Source organism: Amorphus sp. MBR-141 (genome assembly GCF_053628695.1).
On record NZ_JBRJGW010000010.1, the window covers coordinates 165230 to 188300 of the forward strand.

Annotated in this window: 26 protein-coding genes; 22 read left to right on the plus strand and 4 right to left on the minus strand. The window is 67.5% G+C overall.

Features of this window, described 5'->3' with window-relative positions:
- Positions 1 to 103: 103 nt before the first annotated feature.
- From ACSSVZ_RS15225 to ACSSVZ_RS15330, 22 genes are all read left to right on the plus strand, one after another.
- The gene (locus ACSSVZ_RS15225) at positions 104 to 469 is read left to right on the plus strand and encodes an NADH-quinone oxidoreductase subunit A (protein ID WP_453971335.1); all 366 of its coding nucleotides are present in this window, start codon (positions 104 to 106) and stop codon (positions 467 to 469) included.
- Positions 460 to 1041: a NuoB/complex I 20 kDa subunit family protein gene (locus tag ACSSVZ_RS15230; protein ID WP_453971337.1), complete on the plus strand. Its 582-nt coding sequence runs from the start codon at positions 460 to 462 to the stop codon at positions 1039 to 1041. Before ACSSVZ_RS15225 ends, ACSSVZ_RS15230 begins: the two co-directional genes overlap by 10 nt.
- A 49-nt stretch (positions 1042 to 1090) precedes the next feature.
- Positions 1091 to 1690 carry an NADH-quinone oxidoreductase subunit C gene (locus ACSSVZ_RS15235; protein ID WP_453971338.1) on the plus strand — a complete coding sequence of 200 codons (600 nt, stop codon included), beginning with the start codon at positions 1091 to 1093 and terminating at the stop codon, positions 1688 to 1690.
- A 6-nt stretch (positions 1691 to 1696) separates the two neighbouring features.
- Positions 1697 to 2119 (plus strand): GFA family protein, encoded by a 423-nt coding sequence (locus ACSSVZ_RS15240; RefSeq protein ID WP_453971340.1) that lies wholly within the window; start codon positions 1697 to 1699, stop codon positions 2117 to 2119.
- Between the two features lie 4 nt (positions 2120 to 2123).
- On the plus strand, positions 2124 to 3308 hold the full coding sequence (locus tag ACSSVZ_RS15245) for an NADH-quinone oxidoreductase subunit D (protein WP_453971342.1): 1185 nt from the start codon (positions 2124 to 2126) through the stop codon (positions 3306 to 3308).
- Positions 3309 to 3502: 194 nt separating this feature from the next.
- The gene (gene nuoE / locus ACSSVZ_RS15250) at positions 3503 to 4429 is read left to right on the plus strand and encodes an NADH-quinone oxidoreductase subunit NuoE (protein WP_453971344.1); all 927 of its coding nucleotides are present in this window, start codon (positions 3503 to 3505) and stop codon (positions 4427 to 4429) included.
- A gap of 1 nt (position 4430) precedes the next feature.
- On the plus strand, positions 4431 to 5732 hold the full coding sequence (nuoF, locus tag ACSSVZ_RS15255; RefSeq protein WP_453971346.1) for an NADH-quinone oxidoreductase subunit NuoF: 1302 nt from the start codon (positions 4431 to 4433) through the stop codon (positions 5730 to 5732).
- Positions 5733 to 5741: 9 nt separating this feature from the next.
- Positions 5742 to 5945: a hypothetical protein gene (locus tag ACSSVZ_RS15260; protein WP_453971348.1), complete on the plus strand. Its 204-nt coding sequence runs from the start codon at positions 5742 to 5744 to the stop codon at positions 5943 to 5945.
- Positions 5946 to 6046: 101 nt separating this feature from the next.
- Positions 6047 to 8146 carry an NADH-quinone oxidoreductase subunit NuoG gene (gene nuoG / locus ACSSVZ_RS15265; protein ID WP_453971350.1) on the plus strand — a complete coding sequence of 700 codons (2100 nt, stop codon included), beginning with the start codon at positions 6047 to 6049 and terminating at the stop codon, positions 8144 to 8146.
- An 84-nt stretch (positions 8147 to 8230) separates the two neighbouring features.
- Positions 8231 to 9280 carry an NADH-quinone oxidoreductase subunit NuoH gene (gene nuoH / locus ACSSVZ_RS15270; RefSeq protein ID WP_453971352.1) on the plus strand — a complete coding sequence of 350 codons (1050 nt, stop codon included), beginning with the start codon at positions 8231 to 8233 and terminating at the stop codon, positions 9278 to 9280.
- Entirely contained in the window at positions 9273 to 9716 is a 444-nt protein-coding gene (locus ACSSVZ_RS15275; protein WP_453971354.1) for a GFA family protein, read from the plus strand. Before nuoH ends, ACSSVZ_RS15275 begins: the two co-directional genes overlap by 8 nt.
- A gap of 120 nt (positions 9717 to 9836) precedes the next feature.
- Positions 9837 to 10328, plus strand: a complete 492-nt coding sequence (nuoI, locus tag ACSSVZ_RS15280) for an NADH-quinone oxidoreductase subunit NuoI (RefSeq protein ID WP_453971356.1) — start codon at positions 9837 to 9839, stop codon at positions 10326 to 10328.
- A gap of 79 nt (positions 10329 to 10407) precedes the next feature.
- Entirely contained in the window at positions 10408 to 11022 is a 615-nt protein-coding gene (locus tag ACSSVZ_RS15285) for an NADH-quinone oxidoreductase subunit J (RefSeq protein ID WP_453971358.1), read from the plus strand.
- 47 nt (positions 11023 to 11069) lie between these two features.
- Entirely contained in the window at positions 11070 to 11378 is a 309-nt protein-coding gene (gene nuoK / locus ACSSVZ_RS15290; protein ID WP_453956492.1) for an NADH-quinone oxidoreductase subunit NuoK, read from the plus strand.
- A 7-nt stretch (positions 11379 to 11385) separates the two neighbouring features.
- Positions 11386 to 13326, plus strand: a complete 1941-nt coding sequence (nuoL, locus tag ACSSVZ_RS15295; RefSeq protein WP_453971360.1) for an NADH-quinone oxidoreductase subunit L — start codon at positions 11386 to 11388, stop codon at positions 13324 to 13326.
- Positions 13326 to 14837 carry an NADH-quinone oxidoreductase subunit M gene (locus tag ACSSVZ_RS15300; RefSeq protein ID WP_453971362.1) on the plus strand — a complete coding sequence of 504 codons (1512 nt, stop codon included), beginning with the start codon at positions 13326 to 13328 and terminating at the stop codon, positions 14835 to 14837. Before nuoL ends, ACSSVZ_RS15300 begins: the two co-directional genes overlap by 1 nt.
- A 38-nt stretch (positions 14838 to 14875) precedes the next feature.
- Positions 14876 to 16306, plus strand: a complete 1431-nt coding sequence (gene nuoN / locus ACSSVZ_RS15305) for an NADH-quinone oxidoreductase subunit NuoN (RefSeq protein WP_453971364.1) — start codon at positions 14876 to 14878, stop codon at positions 16304 to 16306.
- Positions 16307 to 16404: 98 nt separating this feature from the next.
- Complete coding sequence (locus ACSSVZ_RS15310; RefSeq protein ID WP_453971366.1) at positions 16405 to 17190, plus strand: biotin--[acetyl-CoA-carboxylase] ligase; 786 nt, start codon at positions 16405 to 16407, stop codon at positions 17188 to 17190.
- Positions 17191 to 17259: 69 nt separating this feature from the next.
- Complete coding sequence (locus tag ACSSVZ_RS15315; RefSeq protein WP_453971419.1) at positions 17260 to 18870, plus strand: ribonuclease J; 1611 nt, start codon at positions 17260 to 17262, stop codon at positions 18868 to 18870.
- Positions 18871 to 18910: 40 nt separating this feature from the next.
- Complete coding sequence (gene mce, locus ACSSVZ_RS15320) at positions 18911 to 19315, plus strand: methylmalonyl-CoA epimerase (RefSeq protein WP_453971368.1); 405 nt, start codon at positions 18911 to 18913, stop codon at positions 19313 to 19315.
- Positions 19316 to 19366: 51 nt separating this feature from the next.
- On the plus strand, positions 19367 to 19651 hold the full coding sequence (locus ACSSVZ_RS15325) for a DUF1467 family protein (protein ID WP_453971370.1): 285 nt from the start codon (positions 19367 to 19369) through the stop codon (positions 19649 to 19651).
- A 158-nt stretch (positions 19652 to 19809) separates the two neighbouring features.
- Positions 19810 to 20208 (plus strand): DUF4345 domain-containing protein, encoded by a 399-nt coding sequence (locus tag ACSSVZ_RS15330; RefSeq protein WP_453971372.1) that lies wholly within the window; start codon positions 19810 to 19812, stop codon positions 20206 to 20208.
- Between the two features lie 84 nt (positions 20209 to 20292).
- Here the strand turns inward: ACSSVZ_RS15330 and ACSSVZ_RS15335 are convergent, their stop codons facing one another.
- From ACSSVZ_RS15335 to ACSSVZ_RS15350, 4 genes are all read right to left on the minus strand, one after another.
- Positions 20293 to 20862, minus strand: a complete 570-nt coding sequence (locus ACSSVZ_RS15335) for a fasciclin domain-containing protein (RefSeq protein ID WP_453971374.1) — start codon at positions 20860 to 20862, stop codon at positions 20293 to 20295.
- Between the two features lie 278 nt (positions 20863 to 21140).
- A complete protein-coding gene (locus ACSSVZ_RS15340) occupies positions 21141 to 21473 on the minus strand; it encodes a TfoX/Sxy family protein (protein ID WP_453971376.1) in 333 nt (110 codons plus the stop codon).
- A 225-nt stretch (positions 21474 to 21698) separates the two neighbouring features.
- Entirely contained in the window at positions 21699 to 22364 is a 666-nt protein-coding gene (locus ACSSVZ_RS15345) for a uracil-DNA glycosylase (protein ID WP_453971378.1), read from the minus strand.
- A 1-nt stretch (position 22365) separates the two neighbouring features.
- Positions 22366 to 22965 carry a LabA-like NYN domain-containing protein gene (locus ACSSVZ_RS15350; protein ID WP_453971380.1) on the minus strand — a complete coding sequence of 200 codons (600 nt, stop codon included), beginning with the start codon at positions 22963 to 22965 and terminating at the stop codon, positions 22366 to 22368.
- Between the last annotated feature and the right edge of the window lie 106 nt (positions 22966 to 23071).

Below are 23071 nucleotides of genomic sequence, written 5' to 3' on the forward strand. Positions count from 1 at the left end.
CCGCGGGATCCGGGCTCCCGCCGGCGGCCCCGCCGCCAGTCGTCTCGAATGCGGCCCCGCGTGCCGGGACCGCGACCGAAGCGGTCTGAGGAGGCTTGCGAGCATGGACGATCTCCTGAGGGAATACGTGCCGATCGTCGTGTTCATCGGCGTGGCGGCGATCATCGGTCTGGCGCTGCTCGCGTCGCCGTTCCTGGTCGCCTACAAGAATCCCGACCCGGAGAAGATGTCGGCCTACGAATGCGGCTTCAACGCGTTCGACGACGCACGCATGAAGTTCGACGTGCGCTTCTACCTGGTGTCGATCCTGTTCATCATCTTCGACCTCGAGGTCGCCTTCCTGTTCCCGTGGGCGGTGTCGTTCGGGGAGGTGGGCTGGTTCGGGTTCTTCTCGGTGATGGCCTTCCTCGGCGTGCTGACCATCGGCTTCATCTACGAGTGGCGAAAAGGAGCTCTGGAATGGGATTGAGCACCGCTGAACGTCCGCTCGTCGCCCACGGCGCGACCGGCGCGATCGACCCGGACACGGGCCGCCCGGTCGGAGCGAACGACCCCTTCTTCGTGGACGTGAACGACGAACTGGCCGACAAGGGCTTTCTCGTCACCTCCACCGACAGCCTCATCCAGTGGGCCCGTACCGGGTCGCTGATGTGGATGACGTTCGGCCTGGCGTGCTGCGCGGTGGAGATGATGCAGGTCTCCATGCCGCGCTACGACGTCGAGCGGTTCGGCTTCGCGCCGCGGGCCAGCCCGCGCCAGTCGGACGTGATGATCGTCGCCGGCACGCTGACCAACAAGATGGCGCCGGCGCTGCGCAAGGTCTACGACCAGATGCCGGAGCCACGCTACGTCATCTCGATGGGCTCGTGCGCCAACGGCGGCGGCTACTATCACTATTCCTATGCGGTGGTGCGCGGCTGCGACCGGGTGGTCCCGGTCGACGTCTACGTGCCGGGCTGCCCGCCCACGGCGGAAGGCCTTCTCTACGGCGTGCTGCTGCTGCAGAAGAAGATCCGCCGCACCGGCACCATCGAACGCTGAACCCGGCCGCAGACCGCCGCTTCGTGGCGGTGACGGCAGGCGAGGATCCATGGACGAGACGCTGAGCGAACTTGGAGACTATCTGGCCCAGAAGCTGGGTGCGGATCTGGTCGGCTGGCGCATCGAGCACGACGAGCTGACGCTCGACGTGGAGGCGGGGCGCGTGCAGGACGTGGCGCGGATGCTGCGCGACGACGCGCGCTGCCTGTTCATCAACCTGATCGACGTCTGCGGCGTCGACTGGCCGTCGCGCGAGCGTCGCTTCGATGTGGTCTACCACCTGCTGTCGCCGAAGCATAACACCCGCATCCGCATGAAGACGCAGACCGACGAAGAGACGCCGGTGCCTTCGGTGGTGGACGTGTTCCCCGCCGCCGACTGGTTCGAGCGCGAGGCCTACGACCTCTACGGCATCCTGTTCTCCGGCCATCCGGACCTGCGCCGGATTCTGACGGACTACGGCTTCGAGGGCCATCCGCTGCGCAAGGACTTTCCGCTGACCGGCTTCGTCGAGGTGCGCTACGACGACGGCCTGAAGCGGGTGGTCTACGAGCCGGTCAAGCTGACCCAGGAGTTCCGCAACTTCGATTTCCTCTCGCCCTGGGAAGGAACCGACTACGTTCTGCCCGGCGACGAAAAGGCGAGCTGACGGACGATGACGATGACCGAGGAAAGCAGGGCAGGGGGCTGCGCGTGCGGCGCGGTGCGCTTCACCGCGACGGTGAAGGGCGCCCACATGGACGCCTGCCATTGCGAGACCTGCCGGCGCTGGTCGGCCGGGCCGCTGATGGGCATCGAGGTTGGCGACTTCGCGGTCGTCGACGAGGCCGCGCTCGGGGTCTGGAACTCGTCGGAGTGGGCCGAACGGCTGTTCTGCAAGACCTGCGGGACGTCGCTCGCCTACCGCACCAAGGACGGACGGTTCGTCACCGTGTCGGCGTTCGCCTTCGACGAGCCGACGGAGCTGCCGCTCGCGGTCGAGGTGTTCATCGATTCCAAGCCGTCGACCTATGCGCTGGCCGGCGACACGAAGAAGATGACCGGGGCCGAGCTCTTCGCGATGTTTCAGGGGAATTGACGGAATGCCCGAGGCAGAGGTCCGCAATTTCAACATCAACTTCGGCCCGCAGCATCCGGCGGCCCACGGCGTGCTGCGTCTCGTGCTGGAGCTCGACGGCGAGGTGGTGACCCGCGTCGATCCGCACATCGGCCTGCTGCATCGCGGCACCGAGAAGCTGATCGAGCAGAAGACCTATCTGCAGGCGGTGCCGTATTTCGACCGGCTGGACTACGTCGCGCCGATGAACCAGGAGCACGCCTTCGCCCTCGCGGTGGAGAAGCTGCTGGGCATCACCGTGCCGATGCGGGCCCAGCTGATCCGCGTGCTCTATTCCGAGATCGGCCGGCTGCTCTCGCACATCCTCAACGTGACGACCCAGGCGATGGACGTCGGCGCGCTGACCCCGCCGCTGTGGGGCTTCGAGGAGCGCGAGAAGCTGATGGTCTTCTACGAGCGCGCTTCGGGCAGCCGCATGCACGCGGCCTATGTCCGCCCGGGCGGCGTCCACCAGGATCTGCCGCAGGAGCTGGTGGACGACATCCACGCCTTCTGCGATCCGTTCCTGAAGGTCTGCGACGACCTGGAGTCGTTGCTCACCGGCAACCGCATCTTCAAGCAGCGCAACGTCGACATCGGCGTCGTCACCCTGGACGAGGCATGGGCCAACGGCATGTCGGGCGTGATGGTGCGCGGATCGGGCGCCGCGTGGGACCTGCGCAAGTCGCAGCCCTACGAGTGCTACGAGGACCTCGAGTTCGACATCCCGATCGGCAAGAACGGCGACTGCTACGACCGCTATCTCATCCGCATGGAAGAGATGCGCGAATCGATCAAGATCATGAAGCAGTGCTGCGCGCGGCTGAGCCGCGAGGCCGGCCCGGTGCACAGCCGCGACGGCAAGGTGGTGCCGCCGACCCGCGGCCAGATGAAGCGCTCGATGGAGGCGCTCATCCATCACTTCAAGCTCTATACCGAGGGCTATCACGTGCCGGCCGGCGAGGTGTATGCCGCCGTCGAGGCGCCCAAGGGCGAATTCGGCGTCTACCTCGTCTCCGACGGCACCAACAAACCCTATCGCTGCAAGATCCGCGCGCCCGGCTTCGCGCATCTGCAGGCGATGGACATGGTCTGCTCCGGCCATCTGCTCGCCGACGTGTCGGCGGTGCTGGGCTCGCTCGACATCGTGTTCGGCGAAGTCGATCGCTGACCGGACCTGTGAATTACCCGGGCGTCCCGCCCGAACCTGGACCGGCCGCGTTCCGAAAGGGATGAGACCATCGGTCCAGGACGTTGAAAAGGATCGTGTTTCGAGGTCTGTCCCTGGCGGGCGGGCATCGAGCGGTCCGTCGTTCCTTGCCGCGCATGTCGCGCGACCGCAATCGCGGAGGTTTTCGTCGAGTCATGGCTGTCCGCCGCCTTGCTGAAGTGCAGCCCGAGAGCTTCTCGTTCACCGAGGAGAACCTCGCCTGGGCGAAGATGACGATCGCCAAGTATCCGGAGGGCCGGCAGGCATCCGCCGTGGTGCCGCTGCTGTGGCGCGCCCAGGAGCAGCACGGCTGGCTGCCGGAGCCGGCGATCCGGCTCGTCGCCGACATGCTCGAGATGCCGTACATCCGGGTCTTCGAGAACGCGACCTTCTACACGATGTTCCAGCTGAAGCCGGTGGGCACCACCGCGCACATCCAGGTGTGCGGGACGACGCCGTGCCAGCTGCGCGGGGCGGAAGAGATCGTCTCGGTGTGCAAGCGGCGCATCAACGCCCACGCGTTTGAGCTGTCCGGCGACGGCAAGTTCTCCTGGGAAGAGGTCGAGTGCCTGGGCGCCTGCGTGAACGCGCCGATGGTGCAGGTGGGCTCCGACACCTACGAGGACCTGACGCCGGAGAGCTTCGAGGCGCTGATCGACGGCTTCGCCGCGGGCAATCCGCCGGCGCCGGGGCCGCTGAGCGACCGCAAATCGTCGGAGCCGATCACCGGCGCGACCAGCCTGACCGACCCGTCGCTGTACGACGGCAGCCGCTACCGCGACGAGACCGCGACGGCCTCCAGGCCGGCCAGGACCGATGCGGAGCCCGACACCTCCGTGGATCCGGCGACGTCGGCGGCGGCCGACCAGAACAAGGGCCACCCGAACGACGACGACGAGCCGGAAGCGGACGCCGCGCGCAAGGCGAGCGACGCGACCGCCGCCGACAAGGGGGCGCCGTCGTCCGAGACGGTTCACGCCGCCGACCGGAACGGCACGAAGACGGATGCCGATCCGTCCGAGAGCCCGAAGGTCAAGGCGCGTGCGCAGCCGAAGGGCTCCTCGAGCAAGAAGGAGAGCTGAGATGCTGGCCGATCAGGATCGCATCTTCACCAATCTCTACGGCTTTCACGACTGGGGCCTCGAAGGCGCGAAGAAACGCGGCCAGTGGCACCGGACCAAGGAGTTCGTCGACAACGGCCGCGAGTGGATCATCGAGCAGATGAAGGCCTCGGGGCTGCGCGGGCGCGGCGGCGCCGGCTTCCCGACCGGCCTCAAATGGTCGTTCATGCCGAAGGAGATCGATCCGGCCCGGCCGCACTACCTGGTCGTCAACGCCGACGAATCCGAGCCGGGCACCTGCAAGGACCGGGAGATCATGCGGCATGACCCGCATCTCCTCGTCGAAGGCTGCCTGCTGGCCGGCGTGTCGATGGGCGCCCATCACGCCTTCATCTACGTGCGCGGCGAGTTCATCCGTGAGCGCGAGCACCTGCAGGCCGCCGTCGACCAGGCCTACGAGGCCCGGCTGATCGGCAAGAACAACGTCCACGGCTGGGACTTCGACATCGTCGTCCACCACGGCGCCGGCGCCTACATCTGCGGCGAGGAAACGGCGCTGCTGGAAAGCCTGGAAGGCAAGAAGGGCCAGCCGCGCCTGAAGCCGCCGTTCCCGGCGAACGTCGGCCTGTACGGCTGCCCGTCGACGGTCAACAACGTGGAATCCATCGCGGTCGCGCCGGAAATCCTGCGCCGCGGCCCGTCGTGGTTCGCCGGCCTCGGCAAGCCCAACAACGTCGGCACCAAGCTGTTCTGCATCTCCGGCCACGTCGAGCGGCCGTGCACGGTGGAAGAGGAGATGGGCATCCCGTTCCGCGAGCTGGTCGAGCGGCACTGCGGCGGCATCCGCGGCGGCTGGGACAACCTGCTCGCGGTGATCCCCGGCGGCTCGTCGGTACCGTGCCTGCCGGCGTCGGAATGCCAGGACCTGCCGATGGACTTCGACACGCTGCGCGACAAGAAGTCGGGCCTCGGCACCGCGGCGGTGATCGTGATGGACCGCTCCACCGACATCATCAAGGCGATCGCCCGGCTGGCGCACTTCTACAAGCACGAGTCCTGCGGCCAGTGCACGCCGTGCCGCGAGGGCACCGGCTGGATGTGGCGGGTGATGGAGCGCCTGGTCGAGGGCCGCGCCGATCCGGCCGAGATCGACATGCTGCTGGAAGTGACCAAGCAGGTGGAAGGCCACACGATCTGCGCGCTCGGCGATGCCGCGGCGTGGCCGATCCAGGGCCTGATCCGCCACTTCCGCCCCGAGATCGAGGACCGCATCGCCCAGCGCCGCGCCGCCGACGCGCGCCGGCCTGCGGTCGCGGCGGAGTAGGGGGTGGCAATGACCGACGGACCCGACAGCCCGATCCTTCAGCTCCTGCCGCGGATGAACGAAAAGCTCGATCGCGTCGGCGGAGACGTGCACGATCTGAAGGTCCGCGTGACCGGCGTCGAGGAAGGGGTCGCGGGCATTCATCGCCGGCTGGACCGTCTCGACGGGCGCGTCGAGCGGATCGAGCGTCGTCTCGATCTGGTCGAGCATTGAGGATGAGCATGCCGAGGATGCAACAGGCGATGCGACCTTGCGCAGTGGTTTCCGGGGGCCTCCTCGGGCGCTCCGTATCGACGAACGAGGGAAATTGATCGATGGCCAAGCTGATCGTCGACGGTTCCGAAATCGAAGTGCCGGACCACTTCACGATCCTGCAGGCCTGCGAGGCGGCCGGCGCGGAGATCCCGCGCTTCTGCTTCCATGACCGGCTGTCGATCGCCGGCAACTGCCGCATGTGCCTGGTCGAGGTCGTCGGCGGTCCGCCGAAGCCGGTGGCCTCGTGCGCCATGGGCGTGCGCGACCTGCGTCCCGGCAAGGACGGCTCGCCGCCCCAGGTGAACACCCGCACGCCCTTCGTGAAGAAGGCGCGCGAGGGGGTGATGGAATTCCTGCTGATCAACCACCCGCTGGACTGCCCGATCTGCGACCAGGGCGGCGAGTGCGACCTGCAGGACCAGGCGATGGCCTACGGCGTCTCCGGCTCGCGCTTCCACGAGAACAAGCGCGCCGTCGAGGACAAGTATATCGGCCCGCTGGTCAAGACGATCATGACCCGCTGCATCCACTGCACCCGCTGTGTGCGCTTCACCACCGAGGTGGCCGGCGTGGCCGATCTCGGTGCGATCGGCCGCGGCGAGGACATGGAGATCACCACCTATCTCGAGCACGCCATGAGCTCGGAGCTGCAGGGCAACGTCATCGACCTGTGCCCGGTCGGCGCGCTGACCTCGCGCCCCTACGCCTTCAAGGCGCGGCCGTGGGAGCTCTCGAAGACCGAGTCCATCGACGTGATGGACGCGCTCGGCTCGGCCATCCGGGTCGACTGCCGCGGCCGCGAGGTGATGCGCATCATGCCGCGCCTCAACGAGGCGGTGAACGAGGAGTGGATCTCCGACAAGTCGCGCTTCGTCTGGGACGGGCTGCGCACCCAGCGCCTCGACCGCCCGTACGTCCGCAAGGACGGGCGGCTGGTGCCGGCGAGCTGGCCGGAGGCCTTCGAGACGATCGCTGAGAAGGCGAAGGGCGTCGCGCCGGAGCGGATGGCGGCGATCGCCGGCGATCTCGCGACGACCGAAGAGCAGTTCGCGCTGAAGGACCTGATGGACAAGCTCGGCGTTGCCAGCGTCGACTGCCGCCAGGACGGCACCAAGCTGCATCCGAAGTTCGGCCGCGCCAGCTACCTGTTCAACGCGACCATCGAGGGCATCGAGGACTGCGACGCGGTGCTGATGATCGGCACCAACCCGCGCTGGGAAGCGGCCGTGCTGAACGCCCGCATCCGCAAGCGCTGGCGGATGGGCCCGCTGCCGGTGGGCGTGATCGGCGAGCGCACCGACCTCACCTACGACTACGACTACCTGGGCGCCGGCACCGACACGCTGCAGGGTATCGTCGACGGCAGCCATTCGTTCGCGAAGATCCTGGCTGACGCCGAGCGTCCGCTGATCATCGTCGGGCAGGGCGCGCTCTCGCGCCCCGACGGAGAGGCGATCCTGTCGCTGGCCGCAAAGGTGGCGACATCCGCCGGCGCCGTCGCCGAGGACTGGAACGGCTTCTCGGTGCTGCACACGGCGGCCGGGCGGGTCGGCGGCCTCGATGTCGGCTGCGTGCCGGGCGAGGGCGGCCTCGACGTGGCGGGCATGCTCGGCGCGGCCGAGGGCGGCGGGCTCGACCTGGTGTTCCTGCTCGGCGCCGACGAGTTCGACACGCGCCGCCTCGGCGAGGCGTTCGTCGTCTATATCGGCACCCACGGCGATGTCGGCGCGCACCGCGCCGACGTCATCCTGCCGGGGGCGGCCTATCCGGAAAAGGCCGGCACCTGGGTCAACACCGAAGGCCGGGTGCAGCGCGCCAACCGCGCGGGCTTCCCGCCCGGCGAGGCCCGCGAGGACTGGGCGATCCTGCGCGCGCTGTCGCCGCATCTGGGCCACCAGCTGGGCTACGATTCGCTGCCGGAGCTGCGCGCCGCGATGTTCGAGCGGCACCCGCACCTTGCCGTCGGCGACGTGGTCACGCCGGTCGACGCGGCCGAACTGGGCGCGCTTGCCGATCTCGGCGGCGCGGTCGAGACGGCGCCGTTCGCCTCCACGGTCCGCGACTTCTATCTCACCAACCCGATCGCCCGCGCCTCGGCGGTGATGGCGGAATGCTCCGCGATCGCCCGCGACCGGCTCGGCGCCGAAGCGGCGGAGTGAGGCAGCGGCGATGACGATCCATGCATCGGCGACGATGGGAACGACCAGCCTGAACGGCATGATGAACGAGGGTTCCGAAAGGTCATGAACGACTTCTGGTCCACCTACGGCTTTCCGTTCCTGATCATGCTCGGCCAGAGCCTGCTGCTGCTGGTCGTGCTGCTGGTCGTGATCGCCTACATCCTGCTCGCCGACCGCAAGGTCTGGGCGGCCGTCCAGATGCGGCGCGGCCCGAACGTGGTGGGCGCCTTCGGGCTGATGCAGTCGTTCGCCGACCTCGGCAAGTTCGTGCTGAAGGAGCCGGTAATCCCGGCCGGCGCCGACAAGACGGTGTTCCTGCTGGCGCCCTTGGTAACCGTGATCCTGTCGCTGGCGGCGTGGGCGGTGGTGCCGGTCGCCGACGGCTGGGTGATCGCCGACATCAATGTCGGCATCCTCTACATCTTCGCGATCTCGTCGCTCGGCGTGTACGGCGTCATCATGGGCGGCTGGGCATCGAATTCGAAGTATCCGTTCCTGGGCGCGCTGCGCTCGGCGGCGCAGATGGTGTCCTACGAGGTCTCCATCGGCTTCGTGATCATCACGGTGCTGATGTGCGCCGGCTCGCTGAACCTGTCCGCCATCGTCCATTCCCAGGAGACCGGGCTGGCGACGATGCTGGGCGTGCCGTGGCTGTCGATCCTGAACTGGTACTGGCTGCCGCTGTTCCCGATGTTCGTGGTGTTCTTCATCTCGGCGCTGGCGGAGACGAACCGGCCGCCGTTCGACCTTCCGGAAGCGGAATCGGAGCTGGTGGCCGGCTTCATGGTCGAATACGGCTCCGCCCCGTACATGATGTTCATGCTGGGCGAGTACGTCTCGATCGCGCTGATGTGCGCGCTGATGAGCATCATGTTCATGGGCGGCTGGCTGCCGCCGGTGGACGTGGCGCCGTTCACCTGGGTGCCGGGGATCATCTGGTTCGTGCTGAAGTGCCTGCTGGTGTTCTTCATGTTCGCCATGGTGAAGGCGATCGTGCCGCGCTACCGCTACGACCAGCTGATGCGGCTCGGCTGGAAGGTGTTCCTGCCGATCTCGCTGGTGGCGGTGATCGTGGTGGCGACGGTGCTGAAGCTGACGGGCTGGTATGCCTGAGGCAGCGGCATCGGGCGCCCCGCATGCCGGCGCCTGCGCCTGCGGCGCGGTGCGCTTCCGGGCGGCAGGCGAGCCGCTCTGGGCCGCCTACTGCCACTGCGCCGACTGCCGGAAGGCGACCGGCGCGCCGGTGACGCTGTGGGTTGGGTTTGCGGGCGACGCGGTCAGCTGGACCGGGACGCCCGCCGGACGATCGGGCGGGGCGGGGATCCTGCGGCAATGGTGCGCGGGATGCGGTACGCCGCTCGCCTACGCCGACGAGACGATCCCCGGCGACGAGATTTATCTCGCCATCGGGGCCTTCGAGGCGCCGGAGCGGATCGCGCCGCAGGCGCATGCGTTCTGGGCGTCGCGGTTGCCCTACCTGGCGATCGCCGACGACCTGCCGCGCCACGACCGGTACTCCCGGCCGCGCGCCATGGGGCCGGGGGCCTGACGGACTGAACGACGCGCCGCCCTGACGGTTGGGCCGGCACGAAACAGACACGCAAGAGCGGACGCGCGGGGCAGGGGCTCCCGCCGGCCGCTCAAAGATCGGACTACGAGGACACGCGTCATGGCAGCCTTGGATCGCGCAGCCAAATCGCTGCTCTTGATGGAATTCGTATCGGCCTTCTTTCTGGGCATGCGATATTTCTTCAAGCCCAAGTCGACCCTGAACTACCCCTTCGAGAAGGGGCCGATCTCCCCGCGTTTTCGCGGCGAGCATGCGCTGCGCCGCTATCCCAACGGCGAGGAGCGCTGCATCGCGTGCAAGCTGTGCGAGGCGATCTGCCCGGCCCAGGCCATCACCATCGAGGCCGGCCCGCGGCGCAACGACGGCACCCGCCGCACGACGCGCTACGACATCGACATGGTGAAGTGCATCTACTGCGGGTTCTGCCAGGAGGCGTGCCCGGTCGACGCGATCGTGGAGGGGCCGAACTTCGAGTTCGCCACCGAAACCCGCGAGGAACTCTACTACGACAAGGAGCGGCTGCTTGCGAACGGCGACCGCTGGGAACGCGATATCGCGCGCAACATCGCCCAGGACGCACCGTTCCGGTGAGGGTGTGGACGCGTAACGAGGGCTCGGCTATGAGACGACGCGGGCAGACGACCACTCCGACAACGGGGCGGGCCAGGCGATGATCCTGCAGACACTCTTCTTCTATCTTTTCGCAGCGGTGACCGTCGCTTCGGCGTTCATGGTGATTTCCTCGCGCAATCCCGTGCACTCGGTGCTGTTCCTGATCCTCGCCTTCTTCAACGCCGCCGGGCTGTTCCTGCTGCTCGGCGCCGAGTTCCTGGCGATGATCCTGGTCGTCGTCTACGTGGGCGCCGTCGCGGTGCTGTTCCTGTTCGTGGTGATGATGCTCGACGTCGACTTCGCCGAGCTGCGCCAGGGATCGCTGCAGTATGTGCCGGTGGGCGGCCTCATCGGCATCATCCTGTTTCTCGAGCTGGTGCTGGTGCTGGGCGCATGGGCGATCGCGCCCGACGTGAGCGCCGTGGCGTCGGCGCCGATCCCGCCGGCCAGCCAGGTGTCGAACGTTGCGGCGCTCGGCCAGCTGCTCTACACCCGCTACGTTTACTTCTTCCAGGCTGCGGGGCTGGTTCTGCTCGTCGCGATGGTCGGCGCCATCGTGCTCACGCTGCGCCACAAGGAAGGCGTGAAGCGGCAGGACATCAGCCAGCAGGTTGCACGTACTCGCGAACAGTCGGTCGAGGTGCGCAAGGTGCCTTCCCGCAAGGGCATCTGACGCATCCGGTCGTTCGAACGACATTTCCAGAAGGGGCAGCACCGAAAATGGCGGTCGGTCTGGCGCATTATCTCACGGTCGCGGCGATCCTGTTCACCCTCGGGGTGTTCGGCATCTTCCTGAACCGGCGGAACGTCATCGTCATCCTCATGGCGATCGAACTCATCCTGCTGGCCGTGAACATCAACTTCATCGCGTTCTCCGCCTTCCTGGGCGACCTCGTCGGCCAGGTCTTCGCGCTGTTCGTGCTGACGGTTGCCGCTGCCGAGGCCGCGATCGGCCTGGCCATCCTTGTGGTCTTCTTCCGCAACCGCGGCTCGATCGCGGTGCAAGACATCAACACGATGAAGGGCTGACGGGCTGATGTACGCCGCAATCGTCTTCCTGCCGCTCATCGGCTTCCTGGTCGCGGGCATCTTCGGCCGCGTCATCGGGGCGCGCGCCAGCGAGATCGTCACCACGAGCCTGTTGATCGTCTCCGCGATCCTGTCGTGGGTTGCCTTCTTCCAGGTGGGCTTCTCCGACGCCGAACCGATCAAGGTCGCGCTGTCGCCGTGGATCATGTCCGGGGCGCTCGAGGTGGCCTGGTCGCTGCGCATCGACACGCTGACGGTGGTGATGCTGATCGTGGTGACCTCGGTCTCCGCGGTCGTCCATCTCTACTCGATCGGCTACATGTCGCACGATCCCGACCGGCCGCGCTTCTTCGCGTACCTGTCGCTGTTCACCTTCGCGATGCTGATGCTGGTGACCGCCGACAACATCGTGCAGATGTTCTTCGGCTGGGAGGGCGTCGGTCTCGCCTCCTACCTGCTGATCGGCTTCTGGTACACGCGGCCCTCGGCCGTGGCCGCCGCGATCAAGGCGTTCGTGGTCAACCGCATCGGCGACTTCGGCTTCATGCTGGGCATCTTCGCGCTGTTCATGATGGTGGGCTCGGTCGACCTCGACACCATCTTCGGCGATGCGCAGACCCTGTCGACCTCGACCTTCGCCTTCCTCGGCTACCAGGTGAACGCGGTCGAGACGATCTGCTTCCTGCTGTTCATCGGCGCCATGGGCAAGTCGGCCCAGATCGGCCTGCACACCTGGCTTCCGGACGCGATGGAAGGCCCGACGCCGGTCTCCGCGCTCATCCACGCCGCCACCATGGTGACGGCCGGGGTGTTCATGGTGGCGCGGATGTCGCCGCTGTTCGAGTACGCCCCGACGGCGCTGACGTTCGTGACCTTCATCGGCGCCACGACCGCCTTCTTCGCGGCGACGATCGGCTGCGTCCAGAACGACATCAAGCGGGTGATCGCCTACTCGACCTGCTCGCAGCTGGGCTACATGTTCGCGGCCCTCGGGGTGGGGGCCTACTCGGCCGGCATCTTCCACCTGATGACCCACGGCTTCTTCAAGGCGCTGCTGTTCCTCGGCGCCGGCTCGGTCATCCACGCCATGCACGACGAGCAGGACATGCGGCGCATGGGCGGGCTGCGCTCGAAGATCCCGTGGACCTACGCCGCCATGCTGATCGGCGGGCTGGCGCTCACCGGCTTCCCGTTCACCTCCGGCTACTTCTCCAAGGACGCCATCATCGAGGCGACGTTCGCCGCCGACAATCCGTTCTCGGCCTACGCCTTCTGGATGACGCTGTTCGCGGCGCTGCTGACGGCCTTCTACACCTGGCGCCTGATGTTCATGACCTTCCACGGCAAGACGCGGGCCGCGGCCGACGTGTTCAAGCACGCCCACGAGAGCCCGCCGGTGATGCTGGTTCCGCTGGCGCTGCTGTCGTGCGGGGCGCTGTTCGCCGGCTTCCTGCTGCACAACGAGTTCATCGGCGAGGGCTACGAGCACTTCTGGCGCGCCTCGCTCTATCTCGGCACCGAGAACCACATCCTGGAGGAGATGCACCATCTCCCGGCCTGGGTGCCGATCGCGCCGACCATCATGATGCTGATCGGCTTCGGCTGGGCGTACCTGTGGTACATGCGCTCGCCGCAGACGCCGGCGACGCTCGCCCGCGAGCACCCGGGGCTGTACCAGTTCCTCCTGAACAAGTGGTACTTCGACGAGCTCTACGACTTCCTGTTCGTGCGGCCCGCCAAGCGCATCGGCCACTTCCTCTGGAAGAAGGGCGACGGCTGGCTGATCGACGGGTTCGGTCCGGACGGCGTGTCGCACCGGGTGCTCGACGTGACCCAGCGGGTCGTGCGGCTGCAGACGGGCTACATCTACCACTACGCGTTCGCGATGCTGATCGGCGTCGCGGCGCTGATCACCTGGGCGATGATGACGGGCGTGGGAGCTCCCTGATGAGTGATTGGCCGCTCCTTACGATCGTTACCTTCCTGCCGCTGGTCGGGGTGCTGTTCATCCTGCTGGTGCGGGGAGAGGACGCCGCCGCGCTGACCAACATCCGCCGCGTCTCGATGATCACCACGGTGTTCACGTTCCTGGTGTCGATGCTGCTGCTGGTGCAGTTCGACGCGAGCGACCCGGGCTTCCAGCTCGTCGAGCAGTACGAGTGGATCGGCGGGCCGTTCACCTACCACGTGGGCGTCGACGGGATCTCCATCCTGTTCGTGCTGCTGACCACGCTCCTCATGCCGTTCTGCGTCCTTGCCAGCTGGCAGGCGATCCAGTGGCGGGTGAAGGAGTACATGATCGCCTTCCTCATCCTGGAAACCCTGATGATCGGCGTGTTCACCGCGCTCGACATCGTGGTATTCTACGTCTTCTTCGAAGGCGGCCTGATCCCGATGTTCCTGATCATCGGCATCTGGGGCCACGACCGGCGCGTCTACGCGACCTTCAAGTTCTTCCTCTACACGCTGCTCGGCTCGCTGTTCATGCTGCTGGCCATCCTGGCGATGTACTGGGAGGCTGGCACCACCAGCGTGCCGCTGCTGCTGCAGCACGATTTCCCGACCTCGATGGAGTACTGGCTGTTCCTCGGCTTCTTCGCCTCGTTCGCGGTGAAGATGCCGATGTGGCCGGTGCACACCTGGCTGCCGGACGCCCACGTGGAGGCCCCGACGGCGGCCTCGGGCGTGCTGGCGGGCATCCTTCTGAAAATGGGCGGCTTCGGCGTGCTGCGCTATTCGCTGCCGATGTTCCCGGTCGCGTCGGACTTCTTCGCCCCCTACATCTTCGGCCTGTCGGTGATCGCCATCATCTACGCCTCGCTGGTCGCGCTGATGCAGGAGGACATGAAGAAGCTGATCGCCTATTCGTCGGTCGCCCACATGGGCTTCGTGACCATGGGCATGTTCACGGCGACCACCCAGGGCGTGCAGGGCGCGATTTATCTGATGCTGTCGCACGGCATCGTCTCGGCCGCGCTGTTCCTGTCGGTGGGCGTCATCTACGACCGGACCCATACCCGCGCCATCGCCGCCTATGGCGGGCTTGCCAAGCAGATGCCGTGGTTCGCCATGGCGTTCCTGGTGTTCACCATGGCCAACGTCGGCCTGCCCGGCACCAGCGGCTTCGTCGGCGAGTTCCTGACGATGATCGGTGCCTTCCAGGTGTCGACCCTGACGGCCTTCCTGGCCGCCACCGGCATCATCCTGTCGGCCGCCTACGCGCTCTGGCTCTACCGCCGGGTGGCGTTCGGGCCGCTGGAGAAGGAAAGCCTGAAGGCGCTGCCGGACCTGAACCTGCGCGAGAAGTTCGTGCTGGTGCCGCTGGTCGTGCTGACCATCCTGTTCGGTATCTGGCCAACGCCGGTCCTCGACATCACCGCCGCGTCCGTGGACAACCTCCTGCAGCACTACCACTCCGCGCTGGAAGTGGCGGGCAAGACCGCACAGGTGCTCCATTGATCGATGCCGTCAAACGTTTCTCCCGCGAGGCCTAAGGGATGACCGCTGTGCCCGACCTCATGCCCCTTCTTCCCGAGCTCGTCATGGCCGTCGGGGCGCTGGTGCTCCTGATGATCGGCGTGTTCGCCGGAGACGAGCCCGTCGGAACGGTGACCGCCGGAGCGGTGATCCTGATCGTTGTCGCCGCCGCGCTGCTGGTGTTCGCGCCGGTCTACGGCACGACCTTCGAGGGCGCGTTCATCCTCGATCCGTTCGCGCGGTTCATGAAGGTCCTGACGCTGATCGGCTCCGGCTTCGCCATCGTGATGACGACCGCCTATGCCCGGGCGGCCCGCTTCGAGCGCTTCGAGTACCCGGTGCTGGTGGTGCTGGCGACCGTCGGCATGATGATCATGATCTCGGCCGGCAGCATGCTGGCGCTCTATCTGGGCCTGGAGCTGCAGTCGCTGGCGCTCTACGTGGTCGCCTCGATCAACCGGGATTCGGTGCGCTCCACCGAGGCGGGCCTGAAGTATTTCGTGCTTGGCGCGCTGGCGTCGGGGATGATGCTCTACGGCATCTCGCTGGTGTACGGCTTCACCGGCTCCATCGACTTCGACACCATCTCCGGCGTGCTGGACGCCGACGGGGCGTCGATCGGCGCGATCTTCGGCATCGTCTTCGTGCTGACCGGGCTCGCCTTCAAGATCTCCGCCGTGCCGTTCCACATGTGGACGCCGGACGTCTACGAGGGCGCCCCGACGCCGGTGACGGCGTTCTTCGCGGCGGCGCCGAAGGTGGCGGCCCTGGCGCTGTTGATGCGGGTGGTGATCGAGGCGTTCGGCCCGGCCCACTTCGAGTGGCAGCAGATCATCATCTTCATCTCGATCCTGTCGATGGCGCTGGGCGCCTTCGCGGCGATCGGCCAGCGCAACATCAAGCGGCTGATGGCCTATTCGTCGATCGGCCACGTGGGCTATGCGCTGGTGGGCCTCGCTCCGGGCACCGCCCAGGGCATCCAGGGGGTGATCCTCTATCTCACCATCTACGTGGCGATGACGCTCGGCGTGTTCGCCTGCATCCTGACGATGCGCCGCAAGGAGGGGATGGTCTACGACATCGACGAGCTGGCCGGGCTGGCGCGCTCGCGGCCGATGATGGCGTTCATCCTGGCGATGCTGATGTTCTCGCTCGCCGGCATTCCGCCGCTGGCCGGCTTCTTCGGAAAGTTCTACGTGTTCGCGGCGGCGATGCAGGCCGGGCTCTACACACTCGCGATCATCGGCGTGCTGACGTCGGTGGTGGGCGCGTTCTACTACCTGCGCATCGTCAAGCTGATCTACTTCGACGAGGCGGCCGAGCCGTTCGAGCCGATGCCGGGCGAACTGCGGGTCGTGCTGGGCCTCAGCGGCCTCTTCATCGTGTTCTTCGTGTTCGTTGCGGCACCGCTCGAGGCCGCCGCCACAGCGGCCGCCCAAAGCCTGTTCTAGGGTCGGGTAAGGAAGTGCCTTCACCCCGCTCTGAAATGTTGGAACCGAACATGTTCTATGACTTCAGGCCGCGTCGGTCTGAAGTGGTCGTGCCGTAGATGGCGTTCCGGCTGGGTCCGCGCGCGAGGGCTGCGGGCTACGAACTCCACGACTTCGACGCGGTCGGGTCGACGAATGCCGCGGCGCTCGCCGCAGCCGAGGCGGGCGAACGGGGCCCTGCGTGGTTCGTCTCCGCCAACCAGACCGGCGGGCGTGGACGGCGCGGCCGACCGTGGCAGGCGCGGCCAGGCAATCTGGCGGCGTCGATCCTGATGACCGTCGACCAGCCGGCGGACGTTGCCGCGACCATCGGGTTCGTGGCCGGATTGGCGATCTGCGACGCGATCGATGCTGTCGTGGCCGTCGATGCCCGAGGACGGGTGGCACTGAAGTGGCCGAACGACGCCCTGTTCGAGGGTGCCAAGCTCGTCGGCATTCTGCTCGAGGCGCGGGCGCGGTACGGCGAGACGACCATCGTCGCGGGAATTGGCGTCAACGTGGCGTCGCCGCCGGAGGACACGCCCTACCGGGCGACGCACCTCCAGGCCTCGACGCCCGGCGCGACGGCCGAGGGTCTATTTTCGGCGCTGTCGGATGCGTGGGTCGATACCTTCGCGGTCTGGCAAGCGAGCTGCGGATTTTCTGGCCTGCGAGATCGCTGGATCGCGCGGGCAAGCGGCATTGGTGCGCCGGTCTCCGTCTCGATCGGGGAACGCACGGTGCGCGGCATATTCGAGACCGTCGACAACGACGGACATCTGGTGGTGAGGACGGCCGACGGCGGACGCGAGACAATTGCGGCCGGCGATGTGCATTTCGGGGCTGCCGCCACAATGAGGAGCTAGAGCGTTTTGAGTAAAGTCGACAAGGACGAGCTCGTATTCCTTCCGCTCGGAGGCGTCGGCGAGATCGGGATGAACCTGGGCCTCTACGGGCTCGGGCCGCGGCGCGACCGCACCTGGATGATGGTCGATCTCGGCGTCACGTTCGGCGACGAGACGACGCCGGGCGTCGACCTGATCTACCCCGACATCAGCTTCATCGAGGAGCACAAGGACCGGCTCGCCGGCATCGTCATCACCCACGCCCACGAGGACCACTACGGGGCGATTCTCGACCTGTGGCCGCGGCTCGGCGTGCCGTTGTATGCGACCGCGTTCACGGCCGGGCTGCTGGAGGCGAAGGCGGCGGAGAACCGCGGCTCCAAGCCGGTGCCGGTGACCATCGTCGAGCAGGGCGCGCGCATCGAGGTCGGCCCGTTCGAGGTCGAGCTGGTGCCCATGAGCCATTCGATCCCCGAGCCGAACGCGCTGGTCATCCGGACGCGCCACGGCACCGTCGTCCACTCGGGCGACTGGAAGATCGACCTGACCCCCGGCATCGGGCGGCCCATCGACATCGACCGGCTGAAGGCGGTCGGCGAGGAGGGCGTGCGGGCGCTCATCTGCGATTCCACCAACGCGGTGCGCAGCGGACGGTCGCCGTCGGAGGCCGACGTGGCCGAGCGGCTGACCGAAATCATCAAGGCGGCGCCCAACCGGGTGGCGGTGACGACGTTCGCCTCCAACGTCGCGCGCATCCACGGCGTGGCGGTTGCCGCCCGGGCAGCGGGCCGCGACGTGGTGGTGATGGGCCGCGCCATGAAGCGCGTGATCGATGTGGCGACCGAGCTCGGCTATCTCTCCGACGTGCCGCCGTTCCTGGACGAAGACGCCTACGGCTACCTGCCGCGCGACAAGGTGGTGGCGCTGCTGACCGGCAGCCAGGGCGAGTCGCGCGCGGCGCTGGCGCGGATCGCCCACGACGAGCATCCGCGCGTGGCGCTGTCGCCGGGCGACCTGGTGATCTTCTCGTCGCGCACGATCCCCGGCAACGAGCCGCCGGTCATCTCCGTGGTCAACGCGCTCGCCGAGCGGGGGATCCAGATCCTGACGGACAAGGACGATCTCGTGCACGTTTCCGGCCATCCCCGCCGCGACGAACTGGCCGACCTCTACAGCTGGCTCAAGCCGGAAGCGCTGATCCCGGTGCACGGCGAGCCGTACCATCTCGACCAGCATGCCCGCTTCGCCAAGCAGCAGGGCATCCGGGAAGTGGTGAAGGGCAAGAACGGCGACATTTTCCGCCTCGCGCCGGGCCCGCTGGCGGTCGTCGACCATGCGCCGACCGGCGTGCTCTACAAGGACGGGACGCTGGTCGCCGCGCCGGAGAAGTCGGGCGTTCCGGAGCGCAACAAGCTGGCGTTCGCCGGCTGCGTCGTCGCCCACGTCACGCTCGATGGCAAGGGCGAGATCCTCACCGACCCGACGATCATCGCCTTCGGCCTGCCGGAACTCGACGCCGACGGCGACAGCATCATCGAGCTGCTGGAGGACGCCGTCGATGAGGCGATCGACGGGATTCCGCGCCAGCGCCGCAAGGACCGCGACCTGGTCGCCAAGGCCTCGGTCAAGGCGCTGCGGTCGATCATGGCCCAGAAGTGGGGCAAGAAGCCGCTTTGCCGGGTCGACGTCACGGTACTATGACTGATCGGGACGAACCGGTGCGGGAACGGAGGCTGCGGGCATGATCGGACGGCTCAACCACGTGGCGATCGCGGTGCCCGACATCGAGGCGGCGAGCGCGGTCTATCGCGACACGCTCGGCGCCAGGGTCTCGGAGGCCGTCGCGCAGCCCGATCACGGGGTGACGACGGTCTTCATCGAATTGCCGAACACCAAGATCGAGCTCCTGGAGCCGCTCGGCGACGGTTCGCCGATCGCCAAGTTCCTGCTCCGCAACCCGGCCGGCGGGATGCACCACATCTGCTACGAGGTCGACGATATCCTGGTCGCCCGCGACCGGATGGTGAAGGCGGGGGCGACCGTCATCGGCGACGGCGAGCCGAAGATCGGCGCGCACGGCAAGCCGGTGCTGTTCCTGCATCCGAAGGACTTCTGCGGCACGCTGACCGAGCTCGAGCAGGCCTGACCAGACCGGCGATCCCGGCCACCCCCACGCCAGACGAGCACCCCGAGCACCATGTCCCTGACCAGTATCATCGCCATCTATTTCATCGTCTGGTGGCTCATGTTCTTCCTGCTGCTGCCGTGGGGCAACCGGTCCCACACCGAGGCGGGCGAGGAGATCGTGCCGGGGACGATGGCGGAGGCGCCGGCCCGGCCGCGCCTGTGGCTCAAGGCGCTGATTGCCGCCGTCCTGGCGGCGTTCGTCCTGCTCGGCGTGAACGCGGTGGTGGTGTCGGACCTCACCTTCGACGACCTGCCGTTCCCGAACCCGCTCGACCACACGGTGGACACCCGCTGAGCGGGAACCGGTGGCGGCCCGGGCGAGCGGCCCGAACGCTCGGGCGGACAGGGGCGGGCGGCTGCGGCGGTCCATCTCGATCCGGCATGGAGTGATACGGAGCGCCTGCGCGTGCGTAAGCCGGGCAGACCCCCGTTCCTCCGACGCAAGCAGGCCGCATGACACCTAGATCCAGCAAGCGATGTCTCCAGGCCGTGGTGGCCGTACTCGGGATCGTCCCGGTTGCGGCAGGCGCGGCGGGCGTGCTCCTCGGACCGGCGGCGTTCTCCGACGCCGGCGGCTGGCCCGTCGATCTCGACAGCCACGTCCGGTATCTCTCGGGGATCTTCCTGGCGCTCGGGCTGACCTTCTACGCGACGATCCCGTCGATCGAGCGGAAGACGGCCCTGTTCCGGCTGGCGGCCGCGCTGGTCGTCGCCGGTGGCCTGGCACGCCTGCTGGGCCTGGCCGTCAACGGCGTACCGTCGGCGCCCCATCTGGCAGGGCTGACGCTCGAGCTGGTGGTGGTGCCGGCCCTCGCGGTCTGGCAGGGCAGGGTCGCCCGGCAGCTGGGCTGAGGCCGGCACGAAAAAGGGGCGGATTGCTCCGCCCCTTCGTTGCGGTCCGGCCGATGGTCATGCCGGATCCAGAATCCGGTCGTGTCAGGGCATCAGGACGGTGTCGACCACCTGGATGATGCCGTTGGACTGGCGCACGTCGGCGATGGTCACGCGGGCGGTGTTGCCCTTCTTGTCGGTCAGCGTGATGCCGCCGTCGTCGGTCGCCTTGACGGTGAGGAGTTCGCCGTTGACGGTCTCGAGACCGACCGATCCACCAGCTTCCATCGCGGCCTTGTGCATCTGGGCGACGGTGCCGCGCCCCGCGACGACGTGGTAGGTCAGGATCTCGGTGAGCTTCGCCTTGTTCTCAGGCTTCACCAGCGTGGCGACGGTGCCGGCCGGCAGCTTGTCGAATGCGGCATCGGTCGGCGCGAACACGATGAACGGGCCGGGCCCGGACAGGGTCTCGACGAGGCCGGCAGCCTTCACCGCGGCGACCAGGGTCTCGTGATCCTTCGAATTGACCGCGTTCTCGACGATGGTCTTCGACTCGTACATGGGCGACCCGCCGACCATCGGGTTCTCGGCGAGGGCGGGCGAGACGAACGCGGCGCCGGCAACGGTGGCGGCGACGACGGCGGCTGCGCAGGTGCGAGCGAGAGAAATACGCATGAGACAGGTCCTCCTTGGACACTTTTCAGGGGCCGGTCTTGTCGAGACCGGTCGGTGGCCCGCCGCGGCCTCTGACGCAGCGGCGGACTGTGGGAGGTACGGAGCTCATTCTGGAAAGGATGGGTGCGGGGGGCGATTCAGACGGTCACAGTCCCGTGAGGAACGGGCGGAGGCGGCCCCTCGGGCCTCCGTCTTCCCGGCCTGAACCGGCCGGATTCCGGGCCGGATCACAGCCGGCGCACGTGGGCCGAATGACGGGGGCGAAATGACGGGGCGGACTACTTGCGGGGCAGGGTGGAGGCGAACGCCACGCCACGCTCGACCCATCCCGCGAGGGCCTTGTCGCTCCGGTAGCCGGCGGGGGCAACGCGGATGAAGCCGCGCGGGCGCCGGCCGCGGCCGATCTCCATCGGCATGACGTGGGGCTCGGTCAGCGCCGCGTCGTAGGCGGCCGAGCCGACGCGCACCATCAGGTCCGCGCCGGTGATCCCGCAGCACATCGTGCCGCCGAGCAGAAAGGTCAGCGCGCCCATCACGGTCTGCTCGGTGATATCCGGAACGTCCGCAAGGACCTGCCGCACCCGCGCGGCAGCGTGTTCGTCATATGCCATGGCTGCCCCCCAACCGATCCGGCCCCGACCCCGACCCCGACGCCTGCACCATCGCGCGGAACCGGCGCCTGCGCCAAGGGCCGGAGCCATCATTGTCGTGGACAGGAGATCGATCGGCGCACGTCCCGCCGAGCGGAAGGCCGGCGCAAAGCCGCTCTCGACCTTTCCTCATCCCCGCTCTCGGGCACTTCCTTATCGCCCAGGTGATGCCGCCTGAAAAAGGCCTTAGCGCAGATCCGCGACGATCCGGCTGAAGACGCTTTCGAACATGGCAGCCGTCAGCCGGCCGGTGTTCGTGTTGTAGCGGGAGCAGTGGTAGCTGTCGTAGATCGGCGGCGTTCCGTCCAGCTGGTGGCGGGCGCCGTGGGCGAACTTGTGGTGCGCGGGCCTGCCGCCGAAGCCGGCGATCGTCGCGTCGTGGGCGATCTTGCCGAGCACCAGGATCGCCTCTATCCGCGGCCGCGCGTCCAGCGTGGCGACCAGGAACGGCAGGCAGGTGCGGATTTCCGCGGGCAGGGGCTTGTTCTGGGGCGGCACGCAGCGGACCGCATTGACGATCGCCGCCCCGACGAGCTCGAGCCCGTCGTCGGGCGAGGCCGCATAGGTGCCGCGGGAGAAGCCGAACTTGTCGAGCGTCGCGTAGAGGAGGTCGCCGGCATAATCGCCGGTGAACGGCCGGCCGGTCCGGTTCGCGCCCTTGAGGCCGGGCGCGAGCCCGACGATCAGCAGGCGCGCGTCCGGGTCGCCGAACGTCGGCACGGGGGCGTTGAACCAGTCGGGCGCGGCGGCGCGATTGGCCTGGCGAAACGCCACCAGCCGCGGACAGCGCGGGCAGTCGCGGTCCGGTTCGGTGGGGCCGGCGCGCGCCGCGTCGCGTGCGGCAGCAGGCACCCTAGAGGTCGTCCTGGCCGGCCGGCTCGCGATTTTGACGATCCGAACGGTCCGCCGCGCGCGCCGAACGCTCGGCCGGATCGCGGCCGATCTTCGCCTCCAGGGTCACCAGGTCGATGAAGTGATCGGCCTGGCGGCGCAGGTCGTCGGCGATCATCGGCGGCTGGGTCTGCAGGGTGGAGACCACCGACACCTTGCGGCCGCGGCGCTGGATCGCCTCGACGAGCCGGCGGAAATCGCCGTCGCCCGAAAACAGCACGATGTGGTCGACGTGCTCGGCCATCTGCATGGCATCGACGACGAGCTCGATGTCCATGTTGCCCTTGACCTTGCGGCGGCCGCTCTGGTCGTAGAATTCCTTCAGCGGCTTGGTCACGACGCTGTAGCCGTTGTAGTCGAGCCAATCGACCAGCGGCCTCAGCGTCGAATATTCCTGATCTTCGATCATCGCCGTGTAATAGTAGGCCCGCAGAAGGTAGCCCTTGGAGCCGAATTCCTTCAGCAAGCGACGATAGTCGATGTCGAAGCCAAGCGATTTCGCGGTGGAATAGAGGTTGGCGCCGTCGATGAACAGCGCAATGCGCTCGCGATCGTCAAACATGGGAGTCTTTCTTTACGCTTGCACTGGAAGCAAAATAGAAGGCGTTGAAAACGGCAGAGTCCTGAGAGGGGCAGTCGGCCGCGGCCGACGGTCGTCTGGAAAGCCA